The 14,824-nt window shown below is 74.0% G+C and carries 11 protein-coding genes; 4 read left to right on the top strand and 7 right to left on the bottom strand.

The window, feature by feature from the left end:
- Positions 1-3 precede the first annotated feature (3 nt).
- The 3 genes from ABTY15_RS18960 to ABTY15_RS18970 all read right to left on the bottom strand — a co-directional run bounded on the left by ABTY15_RS18960 (position 4) and on the right by ABTY15_RS18970 (position 4,523).
- Positions 4-1,734 (bottom strand): DEAD/DEAH box helicase, encoded by a 1,731-nt coding sequence (locus tag ABTY15_RS18960; RefSeq protein WP_350591368.1) that lies wholly within the window; start codon positions 1,732-1,734, stop codon positions 4-6.
- Positions 1,735-1,891: 157 nt separating this feature from the next.
- Positions 1,892-2,098 carry a cold-shock protein gene (locus ABTY15_RS18965; protein ID WP_350591384.1) on the bottom strand — a complete coding sequence of 69 codons (207 nt, stop codon included), beginning with the start codon at positions 2,096-2,098 and terminating at the stop codon, positions 1,892-1,894.
- A 298-nt stretch (positions 2,099-2,396) separates the two neighbouring features.
- Positions 2,397-4,523 carry an MMPL family transporter gene (locus tag ABTY15_RS18970; protein WP_350591394.1) on the bottom strand — a complete coding sequence of 709 codons (2,127 nt, stop codon included), beginning with the start codon at positions 4,521-4,523 and terminating at the stop codon, positions 2,397-2,399.
- Between the two features lie 605 nt (positions 4,524-5,128).
- Between ABTY15_RS18970 and ABTY15_RS18975 the strand changes: the two genes are divergently transcribed.
- The 4 genes from ABTY15_RS18975 to ABTY15_RS18990 all read left to right on the top strand — a co-directional run bounded on the left by ABTY15_RS18975 (position 5,129) and on the right by ABTY15_RS18990 (position 10,628).
- Positions 5,129-7,378 (top strand): MMPL family transporter, encoded by a 2,250-nt coding sequence (locus ABTY15_RS18975; RefSeq protein ID WP_350591848.1) that lies wholly within the window; start codon positions 5,129-5,131, stop codon positions 7,376-7,378.
- Positions 7,379-7,496: 118 nt separating this feature from the next.
- Positions 7,497-8,390: a phosphotransferase enzyme family protein gene (locus ABTY15_RS18980; RefSeq protein ID WP_350591405.1), complete on the top strand. Its 894-nt coding sequence runs from the start codon at positions 7,497-7,499 to the stop codon at positions 8,388-8,390.
- A gap of 185 nt (positions 8,391-8,575) precedes the next feature.
- Positions 8,576-9,631, top strand: coding sequence for a polysaccharide deacetylase family protein (locus tag ABTY15_RS18985; RefSeq protein ID WP_350591419.1), 1,056 nt, complete (start codon positions 8,576-8,578; stop codon positions 9,629-9,631).
- A 184-nt stretch (positions 9,632-9,815) separates the two neighbouring features.
- Complete coding sequence (locus ABTY15_RS18990) at positions 9,816-10,628, top strand: YwqG family protein (RefSeq protein ID WP_350591425.1); 813 nt, start codon at positions 9,816-9,818, stop codon at positions 10,626-10,628.
- A 31-nt stretch (positions 10,629-10,659) separates the two neighbouring features.
- On the opposite strand, the gene ABTY15_RS18995 is transcribed toward ABTY15_RS18990, so the two are convergent.
- The 4 genes from ABTY15_RS18995 to ABTY15_RS19010 all read right to left on the bottom strand — a co-directional run bounded on the left by ABTY15_RS18995 (position 10,660) and on the right by ABTY15_RS19010 (position 14,716).
- Entirely contained in the window at positions 10,660-11,118 is a 459-nt protein-coding gene (locus tag ABTY15_RS18995) for a GNAT family N-acetyltransferase (protein WP_350591433.1), read from the bottom strand.
- 12 nt (positions 11,119-11,130) lie between these two features.
- A complete protein-coding gene (locus ABTY15_RS19000) occupies positions 11,131-11,832 on the bottom strand; it encodes an exonuclease domain-containing protein (RefSeq protein WP_350591440.1) in 702 nt (233 codons plus the stop codon).
- 197 nt (positions 11,833-12,029) lie between these two features.
- Positions 12,030-13,973, bottom strand: a complete 1,944-nt coding sequence (locus tag ABTY15_RS19005; RefSeq protein WP_350591451.1) for an FtsX-like permease family protein — start codon at positions 13,971-13,973, stop codon at positions 12,030-12,032.
- The gene (locus tag ABTY15_RS19010; RefSeq protein WP_350591462.1) at positions 13,970-14,716 is read right to left on the bottom strand and encodes an ABC transporter ATP-binding protein; all 747 of its coding nucleotides are present in this window, start codon (positions 14,714-14,716) and stop codon (positions 13,970-13,972) included. Before ABTY15_RS19010 ends, ABTY15_RS19005 begins: the two co-directional genes overlap by 4 nt.
- Positions 14,717-14,824: the final 108 nt, after the last annotated feature.

Raw genomic sequence — 14,824 nt, forward strand, 5'->3', positions numbered from 1 at the left:
ACGTCAGTCGAACTTGCGGCGCTGGCGCCCGGTGCCGTAGTTGCCGCCGGACTTGGAGCCGCTGCCGGGCTTGGCGCGGCCGGAGGAGCGGCCGATGAAGCCGGCCGCCTGGGGGCGGTCGCCGCCCTGGCCGCCGGCGCCGATGCGCTGCTTGGGGCGGGGGCGGCGCGGGTTGCCGTTCATGTCGACGTCGGTCGGCAGCGTGGAGCGCTTGCCGGGGCGGCGGCGCGGGGTGCCGGCCTTGGCCTCGGGCTTGCCCTCGGCGGGCGGGGTCACCACCGGCACGGCGAGGGTGACCGGGACGCCGCTGGGGGTGCGGGCGCCGGTGATCTTGGCGAGGTCGGCGTCGCCGGGGCGGATCTTGGTGACGGTCGGGCGGATCCCGGCGACCGTCATCAGCCGGTTGACCTCGCGGCGCTGCTCGGGCAGCACCAGGGTGACGACCGTCCCGGACTCGCCGGCCCGGGCGGTGCGGCCGCCGCGGTGCAGGTAGTCCTTGTGGTCGACCGGCGGGTCGACGTTGACGACCAGGTCGAGGCCGTCGATGTGGATGCCGCGGGCGGCGACGTTGGTGGCGATCAGCGCGGTGACGTGGCCGTCCCGGAACTGGTCCAGCACCCGGTTGCGCTGCGGCTGGGACTTGCCGCCGTGCAGGGCCGCGGCCTTGACGCCGTTGGCGAGCAGCTGCTTGGCGAGCCGGTCGGCGCCGTGCTTGGTGTGCACGAACATGATCACGCGCCCGTCGCGGGAGGCGATGTGCGCGGTGGCGGACGCCTTGTCGGTCGGGTCGAGCTGGAGGACGTGGTGGTCCATGGTGGTCACCGCGCCGGCCGACGGGTCCACCGAGTGGGTGACCGGGTCGGTGAGGAAGCGCTTGACCAGGCGGTCGACGTTGCGGTCCAGGGTGGCGGAGAAGAGCATCCGCTGCCCGCCCTCGGCGACCTGCTCCAGCAGCTTGCTGACCTGCGGCAGGAAGCCCATGTCGGCCATCTGGTCGGCCTCGTCCAGGACGGTGATCGTGACGTCGGAGAGGTTGACGTCACCGCGCCCGATCAGGTCGTCGAGCCGGCCCGGGGTGGCGACCAGGACCTCGGTGCCGCGGCGGACGGCGTTGGCCTGCCGGTTGATCGACATGCCGCCGACCACGGTGGTGATCCGCAGGTTGACGGCGGTCGCGTACGGGGTGAGCGCCTCGGTGACCTGCTGGGCCAGCTCGCGGGTGGGCACCAGGACCAGCGCCAGCGGGTGCCGGGCGTCGGCACGGCGGCCGGCGGTGCGGGCCAGCAGCGGCAGGCCGAAGGCCAGGGTCTTGCCGGAGCCGGTGCGGCCGCGGCCGAGCACGTCGCGACCGGCGATCGAGTCGGGCAGGGTGGCGGCCTGGATCGGGAACGGCTCGGTGACGCCCTCGCGGGTCAGCGCGGAGAGGATCGCCTTGGGCAGGTCGAGCTCGCCGAAGCTGGCCGCCGGGGGCCGGGCCGGGGTGCCCTCGACGACGGTGAAGTCGGCGGGCTCGGGCGCGACGGTGGTGCGGATGTTCTTGGGGGCGCCGGCGCGGCTGCGCGGCTTGCGCGCCTGCTCGGGGCGCTCGGCGTTCTCGGTGCGGCGCGGGCGCTCGGCGCCTTCGGTACGACGCGGGCGCTCGGCGCGGCCGGCGCTCTCGGTGCGGCGCGGACGCTCGGTCCGGGCGGCGTTGTCGGTGCGGCGCTCGCGCGGCGGGCGGGCAGGGGTGGTCACGGGGTCTCCGTCCGTTGGGCAACAGCCCGGTGTGCGGGCTGGTCGGCCGTCGGAAGGGAGTGCGCCGCCCCGGCCGTTCGGCGGCATGCGCGAGGGCCCGCACCCTGCGGTACGGGCCCTCGCTTCGCGAGATCGCGAGTCAGCGTGGAGGCTGACGTCAGCCGATGACGCGGATGTTCTCGGCCTGCGGGCCCTTCTGGCCCTGGGTGACGTCGAACTCGACGTGCTGGCCCTCGAGCAGCTCACGGAAGCCGTTCGCCTGGATGTTCGAGTAGTGCGCGAACACGTCCGGGCCGCCCTCGGCCTGCTCGATGAAGCCGAAGCCCTTTTCGCTGTTGAACCACTTCACGGTGCCGGTAGCCATAACCGTCTCCTCTAAAACTGGGGCATCAGGGATTCACACCTCGTGAACCCCGAGTAGCCGCGATCCCCATCCGGAGACTGAAACACCGGACAAAACAAATGCGCCTGTTGGTTGGGACCAGCAGGCGCACACAAGCGTTCATGGGAACCAAAACTGCAACTGACTCGACTGTAGCACGCTGGCACCCCGATTGACCGGGGAGTTTTCTGCCCGACAGATCACGTTTGGCCGCCCGGGAAAGCGGGCAGGCGGCGCCCCGCCGAAGCGGGACGCCGCCGTGTCCGGGCGTTTCCGGTGATCAGTGCCGGCCGGCCGGCTCCGGCAGGCCGTGCGCACCCGCCACCGGCGCCGTGCCGTGGCCGACGGCGTCGCCGCCGTGGCCGGGCCACCAGGCGCGCTTGCCGACCAGCGCGGTGAGCGCCGGGGTGAAGAACATCGCCATCACGAAGGCGGCCAGCAGGATGCCGAAGGCCATCGCGAAGCCGAACTCCATCATGAACATGTTGCCCGCGAGCATGAAGGTCGCGAACGAGGCCGCCAGGATGAAGCCGGCCGCGGCGACGGTCGGGCCGCCGTGACGCAGCGCCTCGCGGGCCGCCTCGCGCGGGCTGCGGCCCGCCCGGGCCTCCTCGCGCAGGCGGGCGATGATCAGGATGTTGTAGTCGGTCCCGATCGCCACCACGAAGAGGTAGATCAGGATCGGCATCATGAACATCAGGCCGGTCTCGCCCTTGAGGTTCTGGAAGATCAGCGTGGTCGAGCCGAGGGTGGCGGTGAAGCCGAGGCCGACCGAGGCCATCAGGTACCAGGGGGCGACCACGCTGCGCAGCTGGAGCGCGAGGACCAGCAGGATGAGCAGCCCGGCGATCGGGAAGACCAGCTCGTAGTCGTGCGTCATCGCCAGGTTGATGTCCTTGAACACCGAGGTCAGGCCGCCGACCTTGGCCTCGGTGCCGGCCGGCGCCTGGCCGTGGGCGACCTCGCGCAGCTCGGTGACGGCGTCGATGGCCTCGCCGCTGGCGGGCGCGTCCTTGAGCATGACGGTGAACTGCGCGGTGGTGCCGTCGGCGTTGATGCTCTTGGCGTCGGCGTTCGGCAGGAACACCTTGGAGACGCCGTTGACCTTCTGCAGCTTGTCGGCGAAGGCCTGGAAGGAGGCCGGGTCGAGCTTCCCGCCGTTGGTGCTGCTCAGGTAGACCTGGCTCGGGTCGGCCGCGCCCTTGGAGAAGCCGTTGGCGATCTTGTCCTGGACGACCATCGACTCCTTGTCCTTGGGCATGGAGCTGCTGGCCATGTCGAACAGGCCGTTGTAGTTCAGCGCACCCGCGGACAGCGCCAGCAGCACACCGCCGGAGGCGACGGCGACCAGCGCCGGGCGCTTCTGGACGACCCGGCCGAGCGCGGTGAAGCGCGCGTCGCTGGGCTCGTTCATCCACTTCTTGCCGGGCCAGAAGACGGCGCGGGCCGGGATGACGGAGAGCAGCGCCGGGGCCAGGGTGAGGGCGGCGAAGGCGGTGACGACGACCGCGATGGCCAGCGCCGGGCCGAGGGCCTGGAACATGCCGAGGCTGGAGAGGATCAGCGCGGCGAAGGCGATGGTGACGGCGCCGGCCGCGGAGGCGATCGCCTCGCCGACCCGGCCGACCGCGTTGACGACGGCGTCCTTGCGGTCGTCGCCGGCCCGCAGCCGCTCGCGGTAGCGGAAGGCGAGGAAGAGGAAGTAGTCGGTGCCGACGCCGAGGACGACGACGATCAGGATCGCCATCAGCACCGGGGTGCTCTTCAGGTTGAAGATGTCGGTGGCGTAGTTGATCAGGCCCATGGAGGCGGGCAGCGCGACCACCAGCGAGACCAGGATCGGCAGCAGGCCGGCCAGGATGCTGCGGAAGATGATGCCGACGATCACGATGACCAGCACCAGCGTGGCCATGGTGATGATGCCCTCGGCGGCGCCGGAGGACTCCTTCTGGTCCAGCGCCTGCGCGGCCGGGCCGCCGAGCTGGAACTTCAGGCTGGTGCCGGAGGCGAGCTGCTTGCCCTCCTCGCGGATCTTCTTGGCGATGTCGGAGAACTCGTTCTGGTCCTGCTGCTTCACCTTGTCGATGGCGATCATCGCCATCGCGTACTTGCCGTCCTGCGAGGTGGTCTGCTTGCTGGCCGGGATGACCTTCTCGACGCCCTCGATCTTCTTGGCCGCCAGGTCCTGGACCAGCTTGTCCATCGAGGCCTTGTCGGCGTCGTTCAGCGCGGCGCCGTCATTGCGCTCGAACAGGGCGAGCGCGGAGGGGGTGAAGGCGCTGGGGAAGGCCTTCTCCTGCACCTGCGCGGCCTGGATGGACTCGTAGTGCTTGGGGAGGAACGCGGCCTCGTCCGTCTGGGCGGCGATCTTCGGTGCGGACAGGACGAGTCCGAAGGCCACGACCACCCATGCGATGATCACAAACCACGCACGGCGTACCGCGAATTGTCCTAGTCGGTGGAACATGCTCGTGATGCCTCCTGGGCATGGTTCACCGCAGCCCTTGGGGGACGGGACGCCGGGCGACGGCAGGACCGGCCCGGGGAACGCACGGCGACGCCCCCTAGCCGGTCGGCAGGTAAGTAGGTCTTGGGCGTCATCCTACGAGCACTTGCTTGCCGCCCGGCAAGGAGCCCCCGTTTTCCAACCCCCGATGGGCCGCCCCGAAACGGCCCGCGCTCCAGTCTCCCCCGACGGCACGCCGGTTGACCTCGTGCTCCGGGTGGAGACAACTCCCCCTCAGGGTGGAGTTCGCCCCCTACCTCCAGGGAGGAGACGGTCAGGGTCGGGGGGTAGGGAAAACCCCACCCCGGCCCCGAGGCAAGCACCAGGGGCCACTCACCCGCCAGCCGGATACCTCCCCAACACCCGTTTCCCTACTGTCGATTGCGACGCCGGACCCGCACCCGGCGCCCGGAATCCGGCGGCCGTGGCGAGCACCGACCACCACCGCCCGTCCGGCGACGACCGCCGCTCTCCCTGGGGGGACCACCGTGAGGACCAAGCTCGGCATGGCTGCCGCGATGGGCGCCTGGAGCGCCAAACACAGAAAGACCGCCGTCTTCGGCTGGCTGCTCTTCGTCGTCCTCGTCGCCGTGCTCGGCGGCCTGCACGGCAGCACCGAGGTGACCGAGTCCGAGGCGATGCCCGGACAGGTCTCCCGCGCCGCGAAGATCCTCGACGACGCCGGCATCAAGAACCCGGCCGGCGAGACCGTCCTGGTCCAGAGCACCACGCAGACCGCCGACGCGCCCGTCTTCCGGGCCGCCGTCGCCGAGGTGGTCGCCGCCGTCAACGGCACCGGCCGGGCCGCCGCCGTCCACTCCCCGTACGACACCAAGGCGGTCTCCGGGGACGGCCACTCGGCGCTCGTCCAGGTGACCCTCAAGGGCGACCACGACGAGGCCGTCAAGAACGTCCAGACCGTCCTGGACGCCGTCGCCGGCGTGCAGTCCAAGCACCCCGACCTCACCGTGGTCGAACTCGGAGACGCCAGCTCCGGCAAGTGGCTCCAGGACCAGTTCGCCAACGACTTCGCCCGCGCCGAGTGGACCGCCGTGCCGCTCGCCCTCGGCATCCTGCTGATCGCCTTCGGCGCCCTGGTCGCCGCCGTGCTGCCGGTGGTCCTCGCGCTCACCGCCTTCGTCGCGGCCGGCGGGCTGGTCGCGCTCGGCAGCGGCCTGCTGCACACCAGCAACGACGCCAGCTCGGTGATGCTGCTGGTCGGCCTCGCGGTCGGCGTCGACTACTGCCTCTTCTACCTGCGCCGCGAGCGCGAGGAGCGGGCCGCCGGGCGCGACCTGGACGGCGCGCTGGCCGTCGCCGCCGCCACCAGCGGCCGGGCCGTGCTGGTCTCCGGGGTCACCGTCGTGGTCGCCATGGCCGGCATGTTCCTCACCGGGATCGCCGACTTCCAGGCGATGGCCTTCGCCACCATCGTGGTCGTCGTCACCGCCGTGCTCGGCTCGCTCACCGTGCTGCCCGCCCTGCTGTCGATGCTCGGCGACCGGGTCGACAAGGGCCGCCTCCCGCTGCTGTCCCGGCTGCGCCGCCGCGACACCGCCGAGGCCGGCGGCCGGTTCTGGAACGCCGTGCTCACCCCGGTGCTGCGCCGCCCGCTGGCCGCCACCCTGCTCGCCGGCGCCTTCCTGCTCGGGCTGGCCGCGCCACTGCTCACCATGCACACCGCCAACCTGACGTTCCAGCAGCAACTGCCCAAGGGCAACGAGCTGGTGGCCGTCTCACAGAAGATCAACGACGCCTTCCCGGGCAGCCCCGCCCCCGCCACCGTGGTCGTCAAGGCCACCGACATCGGCTCCCCCGCGATGACCGCCGCCCTCGCCGACCTCAAGGCCAGGGCGCTCGCCAGCGGCCGGATGCACGGCCCGGTGGACGTCACCGTGCACGCCGACAAGAACATCGCCGTCGTCGACATCCCGCTCAACGGCACCGGCAACGACGACACCAGCACCGCCGCCCTGAAGACCCTGCGCGAGGAGCTGGTGCCCGCCACCGTCCTCAAGGTGCCCGGCACCGAGGCCCCGGTCACCGGACGCACCGCCGGCTCGTACGACTTCAACAACCAGATGACCGACGCGATGCCGGTGGTCCTCGGCTTCGTGGTCGCCTTCGCCTTCCTGCTGATGCTCACCTCGTTCCGCTCGCTGGCCGTCGCCGCCACCGCCGTGGTGCTCAACCTGCTCTCGGTGGGCGCCGCGTACGGGGTGCTGACCCTGGTCTTCCAGCACGGCGTGGGCGCCTCGCTGCTCGGCACCGCGGGCGTCGGCGCGGTCGAGTCCTGGGTGCCGCTGTTCCTCTTCGTGATCCTCTTCGGCCTCTCGATGGACTACCACGTGTTCGTGGTCTCCCGGATCAAGGAGGGCCGGGACCGCGGCCTGCCGACCCGGGCCGCGATCGCCCACGGCATCCGCTCCACGGCCGGGGTGGTCACCAGCGCCGCGGTGATCATGGTCGGGGTGTTCGCGGTCTTCGGCACCCTGTCCATGCAGGCCATGAAGCAGATGGGCGTCGGCCTGGCGGTCGCGGTGCTGATCGACGCCACCGTCATCCGCGCCGTCCTGCTGCCCTCGGTGATGAGCCTGCTCGGCGAGCGCAACTGGTACCTGCCGCGCTGGCTGAACTGGCTGCCGGACCTCTCGCACGGCGAGGCCGTCCCGCCGGTCGGCACCGCCCGCACCCTGCACGGCCAGGCCCCCGCGGCGCCCGCCGAGGGCAACCGGCACCGCCGGGTCGAGGTCTGACCACCCACTCTCCACGGCCGGGCCCCGCAGCGCGCGGGGCCCGGCTGCGTCATGATGATCACGACCGGCCGGTGGCCCGGAGAGCGGCACCGGGGAACCCGAGGAACGGAGCAGCGCCATGATCCCCTTCGACGAGGGCCGGGCCCGACTGCTGCTCGCCCACGCCTGCGAGTCCGCCGGACTGCCCGGCCCCGGCGACGCCCGACTGCTCGCGCTCGGCGAGAACGCCGTCTTCGACCTCGGCGACCCGGCGGTGGTCGCCAAGGTCGGCCGCGGCCCCGAACTGTACGAGCGGGCCCACCGCGAACTCGACGTCGCCCGGTTCCTCGCCGGGCAGGGCGTCCCGGTGGTCCGCCCGTACGACGCGGTGCCGCCCGAGCCGCAGCTCGCCCACGGGCACCCGGTCACCTTCTGGCACCGGCTCGCCCCCGCCGTCCGGCCCGCCCGCCCCGCCGACCTGGCCCCGCTGCTGCGCGACCTGCACCGGCTGCCGCCGCCGCCCCTCCCGCTCGCCCACCGCGACCTGCTGGCCCCGGTCGAGCGCTGGCTGGCCTCCGCCGAGGGCCACGTCGACCCGGCCGACGTCGCCTTCCTGCGCCACCGCCGGGACGCCTTCGCCGCCGCCCTGCCCGACCTCGCCCCGCACCTGACCCCCGGCGTGATCCACGGCGACGCGCTGCCGCGCAACGTCCACGTCGGCCCGGACGGGCCCGTCCTGCTCGACCTGGAGAACGTCTCGAACGACCTGCGCGAGCACGACCTGGTGGTCCTCGCGCTCAGCCACGACCGCTACGGCGTGCCGGGCGAGGAGTACCGGGAGTTCACCGCGGCGTACGGCTGGGACGTCCGCGAGTGGCCCGGCTTCGCGGTGCTGCGCGGGGCCCGGGAGACGGCCAGCGCCTCCTGGGTGGCCCAGCAGGCGGCGGGCAACCCGGCCGCGCTGGCGGAGTTCCGCCGCCGGGTCGCCTCGCTGCGCGAGGGGGCGACGGAGGTGCGCTGGTACCCGTTCTGAGCGGGGCGGGAAGGGGGTGGGGATAGCGGCCGTCGTCGGCGAACGCCAAGCCGACGGCGTGTGAGAAGTGTCTTAAGGCGGATCGGTCCGTCGCGCAACCGGCGCCCGTACGATCGGCGTCCTATCGGACAGTCATCCTGACCGAGGGATCGGCACCCGTCTTCAGCACCTCAGGAGCCGCCGCCATGCCCCAGCCCGCCGCCCAGCCCCGCCCGTCGACCCGCCCGGCCCGCCGCCGTCCGCGGCTGATCGCCGGCTGCGTCGCCGTGGCCGCAGCCCTGGGCCTGGCCGCGTGCGGAACCGCCAGCGGAGCGCTCCAGCCGGGCGCCACCGCCGGCGCGCAGTCCCCGATCGTCATCCAGCCGACCACGCCCACCGGCACCCCGGCGCAGACCATCGCGCCCACCCCCGGCTCCGACGGGGTGCGCCCCTCCGGCGCCCCGGCCGCCCCGGCCACCCCGTCCGGCAACCCGAAGACGAAGACGCCCCCGTCGGCCGGCGGGACGCCGGCCGGGACGCCGTCCACCGGCCCGACGGGCACGCCCACCGGCACGCCCTCGGGGATGCCCGCGGGGACGCCGTCGCCGGGCACCACCCCGGGCGCGCCGCCCACCAGCACCGCGCCCGTCCCGCCCGTCCCGGCCGGCACCGTCATCGGCTCCACCGCCTCCGGCGGCCGCACCGTGGCCCTCACCTTCGACGACGGCCCCGGCCCGGCCACCGGCCAGATCCTGGACCTGCTCGCCCAGTACGGCGCCAAGGCCACCTTCTGCGAGATCGGCCAGAACGCCGCCGCCAACCCGGCCCTGGTCAAGCGCGTCCTGGCGGGCGGCCACCGGCTCTGCGACCACAGCGTCCACCACCCGCAGCCCTTCGCCAAGCTGCCGCACGACAAGGCCGTCTACGAGATCTCCGCCGCCAAGGACATGATCGTCCAGGCCGGCGGCCCCGGCACCCAGGTCACCTGGTTCCGCGCCCCCGGCGGCGGCTTCAACGCCGACAACGAGCACATCACCGCGAGCCTCGGCATGAGCTCGCTCGGCTGGACCGTCGACCCGCGGGACTGGTCCCGCCCCGGCGTGCCCGCCATCGTCTCCACCGTGCAGAGCCAGCTCAAGCCCGGCGGCGTCATCCTGATGCACGACGGCGGCGGCGACCGCAGCCAGACCGTGGCCGCACTGAAGCAGCTGCTGCCCTGGCTGGTCGCGCAGGGCTACACCTTCGACTTCCCGGCGGCGTAAGACCGTTGGCCTGTTCGCTCCCCGTTCACCTGGTGGACGGGGAGCAGTCGTTTCGGGCCCGGGTTCGGCCAACGCGCCGAACCCCACCGCCAAGGCCGCCCCAGCGCCGAGGAGTTCACCCGCGCCGAGGCCCGGCCGCCGGCCGACGAACCGTCGGCCCCCGCCGGGCCGTAGGGTGAGCCGGGTGACGAACACCCACGCCGGCCCCATCTCCGCCGACGACCTCGCCGTCGCGCTGCCCGCGATCGCACCCTACCTGCGGCCCGCCACACTGCTCCACCCCGAGGCCGCCGACGCCCCCGACCCGTACCGCAGCCGGATCGGCGGCCCGGCGCTCTGGCCCGCCGGCGAACCGTGGCCGCACTGCACCGCCCGGCACCTCGACGACGGGTACGAGTACGAGGAGATGCCCGCCGGGGACACCGGGATCGCCCTGCTGCCGGTCGCCCAGATCCGCGCCGAGGACGCGCCGCACCTGCCCTGGCCGGACGGCGCCGACCTGCTCCAGTTGCTCTGGTGCCCCAACGACCACGACGACATCCAGGGCGGGCGGTTCTACTACGGCCCGGCCGTCGAACTGCGCTGGCGCCGGATCGCCGACCTCGCCCCGCTGACGCCCCCGCCGCCGCGCCGCACCGAGGACGACTACTACCTGCCACGGCCGTGCGTCCTGCACCCCGAACAGATCCAGGACCTCCCCGACCGGGACGAACTGCCGGCCGAACTCCACCGCGCGGCAGAGGAGTTCGCCAACCGGCACGACACCGAGTACTGGGACCTGGCCCCCGTGGACGGCTGGAAGGCCGGCGGCTGGCCTTCCTGGCGGCTGACCGACCTCGTCCCCGTCGACTGCGGCGCCTGCGGCACCCGGATGCGGCACCTGTTCACCGTGCTCAGCGGCGACGCACCGGGCGTGTCCGTCGGGCGGCACGGCCGGCTGAACATCTTCCGCTGCCCGCAGGACCACAACCACCCGGTCGGCCTGGACCTCCAGTAGCGCGTGTCCGACGGACACGCCCCCGGGCCGGTCAGGACACGACCAGCCGGAACACCTGCCGGGAGCCGCCCTCCGGCCCCGGGGCGGCGGCCTCGGCCGGGGTGAACCCCAGTCGCTGGTAGAAGACCCGGGCCCCGCTCACCACGGCACCCGGGTGGTCCGGACCGAAGGTCACCACCTCGACCACCGCCGGGGCTCGGCGGCGCAGCGCGTCCGCCACCAGCGCCCGGCCCACGCCCGTCCGCCGGGCCCGGCCGGCCACCACCAGCCAGTGCAGGTGCAGCGGCGGCTCACCGCCGAACAACAGCCCACCGAGCGGGGTGCCGCCGGCCGGGTCGTCCACCACGGTGGCCCGGCCGCGGTCGATGTGCCGGGTGACGGCCCGGTGGAAACCGGGCTCGGCCACCATCGGGCCGAACCAGTCCTCCACCTCGGCGGCGAGGGCGAGGAAGCCGGACAGGTCGGCGGGGCGGGCGAGTCGTACCGTCATGCCGCACAGGCCCTAACGCAGGGGCCAGCGCGGGTCGATCACGGCCTGCGGGTCCTTGCCCTTGCGCAGCCAGGCCTGGAGGCCCTCCGCCCAGTCCCGGTACCAGCCGATCTGCCGCTGGTGCAGCTCCGCCACCGGGACGTCGCCCACCTCGGCCGGGTAGCGCTCGGCCAGCGCGACGGCCACCCGGACGGCGGCCAGCGCGTCGCTGCCGGCCTCGTGCGCGTCCGTCAGTTCCACGCCGTACACCTCGCAGACCCGCTGGAGCGTGCGGGAGCCCTTGCGGTACTTGTCCACGGCCCGGTCGACGACCAGGGCGTCCAGCACCGGCCCGACCGGCCCGCCCAGGCGCTCGGCGAGCGGCGCCAGCCCGTACCGGCGCAGCTCGGCGTCGAGCAGCGAGAGGTCGAACGGCGCGTTGAAGGCGACCACCGGTCTCCCGTCGGCGAGGCGCGCGCAGAGCGCGGTGGCTATCTCCTCCACCGCCTCCTTGGCCGGCCGGCCCTTGCTCCGGGCGACCCCGTCGCCGATGCCGTGGATCGCCTCCGCCTCGGCGGGGATCGGAACCCCCGGGTCGAGCAGCCAGTTGGCGGCCCCCACCCGGCGGCCCCCGACGGTGTCCACGAGCGCGGCCGTGACGATGCGGTCCACGGCCGGGTCGGTGCCCGTGGTCTCCAGGTCGAAGCCGACCAGTGGCTGCTGCCACCAGCTCATAAGGGTGCGTCCTTCCGTCCATCTGGTCGAAACAGCCCCTATCATCACCCGCCCCACCGACAACCCGGCCCCGGGGTCACCCGCCCACCCGGGCCGCAGGCGGTGCCGGGGCGGGGCTGATGAGGCTGGTGAGCGTGCCGAAACAGTCCCAGGGGGCCCGGCCGCCTCGGCGAAGCCCCCGGCGGCCGGAGGGCGGGTCAGGCTGTGGTGGGGCGGCGGAGGGCGGTACGGGTGGGGAGGAGGCTGGCGGTGGTGGCGAGGAGGAGGCAGAGGGCGGTGGTGGCGGTGAGGGGGAGCCAGGGGATGTGGGTGGGGACGGTGGCCTGGCCGGCCAGGACGCGGTGGTTGAGCAGGGCGGTGGTGCCGTACTGGGTGAGGGCGGTGACGGCGAGGGCGAGGACGGCCGCGGTGGCGACGACCAGGACGGCCTCCAGCACGACCATCGACAGCACCTGGCGCCGGACGGTGCCCGCCAGCCGCAGGGTGGTGAAGTCGCGTCGGCGGTCGGCGGCGGACATCACCATGGTGTTGACGATGGCGATCAGCGCGTAGAGCAGGGCCGGGCCGAGGATGGTGCTGGTGGCGATCCAGGCGTAGTGGGCGCCGGGGTCGGGGCCGGGCTCGCGGGCGTCGGTGAGCTCGCCGCCGAGGCGGTCGGCGGGGGCCGCGGCGAGGTGGACGGCGCCGGGGTGGGCGCCGGCCAGGTGTCCGGCGGTGGCTTCGCCGCTCAACAGGATCTCGTCGAGCCCGAGTTGGGTGCGGTAGACGAGGGCGAGCCGCAGCGTGGTGACGGTGCCGTCGGCGAGCCGCAGGTTGACCTGGTCGCCGAGCTGCCAGCCGTGGCCGCGGGCCTGGTCGTCGGAGGCGGCGAGGGTGGCGCCGTGCAGGTCGGCGGGGGTGCCGTGGACGGCGGGCAGGGTCCAGGCGGTGGCGAGGTCGCCGTCGACGACGGTGGCGCTGGCGGGGGCGCTGGCGGGCGAGTCCTCGGAGGTGTCGGCGAACGCGGCCCGGTCGGCGCCGAGGCCGGTGACCACGGTGGGGGTGGTGGCGGTGGCGCGCAGGCCGGGCTGGGCGGCGACGAGCCGGTGCAGGGCGTCGGCGGGCAGCGGCTGGGCGCCGGGGCGCAGCACGTACCGGGCGGCGGTGGTGGCCCGGTTCTGGGCGGTCATGGCGTCGGCGAAGGCCGCGGTGGAGCCGATCACGGTGCCGGCGAGCGCGATGGTGAGGAAGGCCGGGGTGGCGGTGGAGACGGTGCGCCGGACGGCGGTGAGCGCGTTCTGCCGGGCCAGCAGCGGGGCGGCGCCGACGGCCCGGGCGAGCGGGGCGCTGAGCAGCCGGACGAGCGGCGGGACGATCACGGGCGCGAAGAGCGCGAGGGCGGCGATGGTGAGGAGGTCGGCGCCGAGCACCCACTGGGAGGCGAGTTGCGGGTCGGCCGGCTGGTCGCCGGGGGTGGCGGGCATGGTGGGCGCGGCCAGGTAGTAGGACACGGTGCCGGCGAGGACGAGCAGCCCGGCGAGGGCGCAGGCCCAGCGGGGCCGGGTCATCACCTTGCGGTCGACCGCGGCGTCGGCGAGCGCCTCGACGGCGCGGACCCGGCCGGCCCGCAGGGCGGCGGTGAACGCGCCGAGCAGGGCGACGAGCAGGCCGACGGCGGCGGCGAGCAGCATCGGCCCGGCCGCCGGGTGGGCGGTGAAGCCGTCGGGGGCGGCGCCGCGGGCGACCAGCCAGGCGGCGAGCGCGGGTGCGCCGGGCAGCGCGAGCAGGCAGCCGGTGACGGCGGCGGCGAGGGCGACGACGGCCGCCTCGCCGGTGATCAGCAGGACGACCTGACGCGGGGTCGCGCCGACGGCCCGCAGCATGGCGATCTCCTGGCGGCGCTGGGCGACCGCGAAGGCGAAGGTGCCGGCGACGACGAACACGGCGACGAAGGCGGCCATCGCGGCGGTGAACAGCAGCACCTTGTGCAGGGAGGGCGCGCCGAGCGGGGAGTCGTCGCCGGCGGTGTTGTCGAGCAGGACGCCGGTGGTGGCGACCAGGGTGACGCCGAGGGTGAGGGCGACATAGGAGCCGGCGAAGGCGGCCTTGCGGCGGCGCAGTCCGGCGGCGGCGACGGGCAGCAGGGTGGCGAGGCCGGTCATCGTGCCACCGTCTCCAGGGCGGTCATCCGCTCGGCGACCTGCTGGGCGGTCGGGCGGGCCAGGTCGTCGACGAGGCGGCCGTCGGCGAGGAAGAGCACGCGGTCGGCGTAGGAGGCGGCGACCGGGTCGTGGGTGACCATGACGGTGCTCTGGCCCTCCCGGTCGACGAGTTCGCGCAGCAGGGCGAGGACGTCACGGCTGCTGCCGCTGTCGAGGGCGCCGGTCGGCTCGTCGGCGAACAGGACCTGGGGCCGGGTGATCAGGGCGCGGGCGATGGCGACGCGCTGCTGCTGGCCGCCGGAGAGCTGGGACGGCAGGTGGCCGGTGCGCTGGCCGAGGCCGACCTGGGCGAGGGCGCGGTGGACCTCGGCGCGGTCGGGGCGGCGCCCGGCCAGGCGCAGCGGCAGGCCGACGTTCTGTTCGGCGGTGAGCGAGCCGACCAGGTTGAAGGCCTGGAAGACGAAGCCGAGCTTCTGCCGGCGCAGGACGGTGAGCTGGGTCTCGGTGAGGCCGGAGAGGTCCGTCCCGTCGAGGGTGACCGTGCCGCTGTCGGGGCGGTCGAGGCCGGCACCGCACTGGAGCAGGGTGCTCTTGCCGGAGCCGGAGGGCCCCATGACGGCGGTGAAGGTGCCGCGGGCGAACTCGACGTCCACCCCCCTGAGTGCGTGGACGGCCTCCGGCCCGGTTCCGTAGGTGCGGTGCAGTTGTTCGAGGCGCAGGACCGCCCCATCCCCCATGATCATCACGGGGCCTATGCCTACCACGGCCGCGGTCGGCCCGGCCAGTCTGATCTGCCGTCAGCAGAAGGCGGGCTCGCGGACCAGGTAGGCGTCGATGGCGTCCTTGTGCTC

Origin of the sequence: Kitasatospora sp. NPDC097643, from assembly GCF_040302625.1 — a bacterium.
Classification (GTDB): Bacteria; Actinomycetota; Actinomycetes; order Streptomycetales; family Streptomycetaceae; genus Kitasatospora.

Excerpts from the sequence above, each read along its gene's own strand:
- ABTY15_RS19000 (WP_350591440.1), bottom strand. The coding sequence starts at position 11,832 with ATGAGCTGGTGGCAGCAGCCACTGGTCGGCTTCGACCTGGAGACCACG.
- ABTY15_RS18965 (WP_350591384.1), bottom strand. The coding sequence starts at position 2,098 with ATGGCTACCGGCACCGTGAAGTGGTTCAACAGCGAAAAGGGCTTCGGC.
- ABTY15_RS18985 (WP_350591419.1), top strand. The coding sequence starts at position 8,576 with ATGCCCCAGCCCGCCGCCCAGCCCCGCCCGTCGACCCGCCCGGCCCGC.
- ABTY15_RS18975 (WP_350591848.1), top strand. The coding sequence starts at position 5,129 with ATGGCTGCCGCGATGGGCGCCTGGAGCGCCAAACACAGAAAGACCGCC.
- ABTY15_RS18995 (WP_350591433.1), bottom strand. The coding sequence starts at position 11,118 with ATGACGGTACGACTCGCCCGCCCCGCCGACCTGTCCGGCTTCCTCGCC.
- ABTY15_RS19010 (WP_350591462.1), bottom strand. The coding sequence starts at position 14,716 with ATGATCATGGGGGATGGGGCGGTCCTGCGCCTCGAACAACTGCACCGC.
- ABTY15_RS19005 (WP_350591451.1), bottom strand. The coding sequence starts at position 13,973 with ATGACCGGCCTCGCCACCCTGCTGCCCGTCGCCGCCGCCGGACTGCGC.
- ABTY15_RS18980 (WP_350591405.1), top strand. The coding sequence starts at position 7,497 with ATGATCCCCTTCGACGAGGGCCGGGCCCGACTGCTGCTCGCCCACGCC.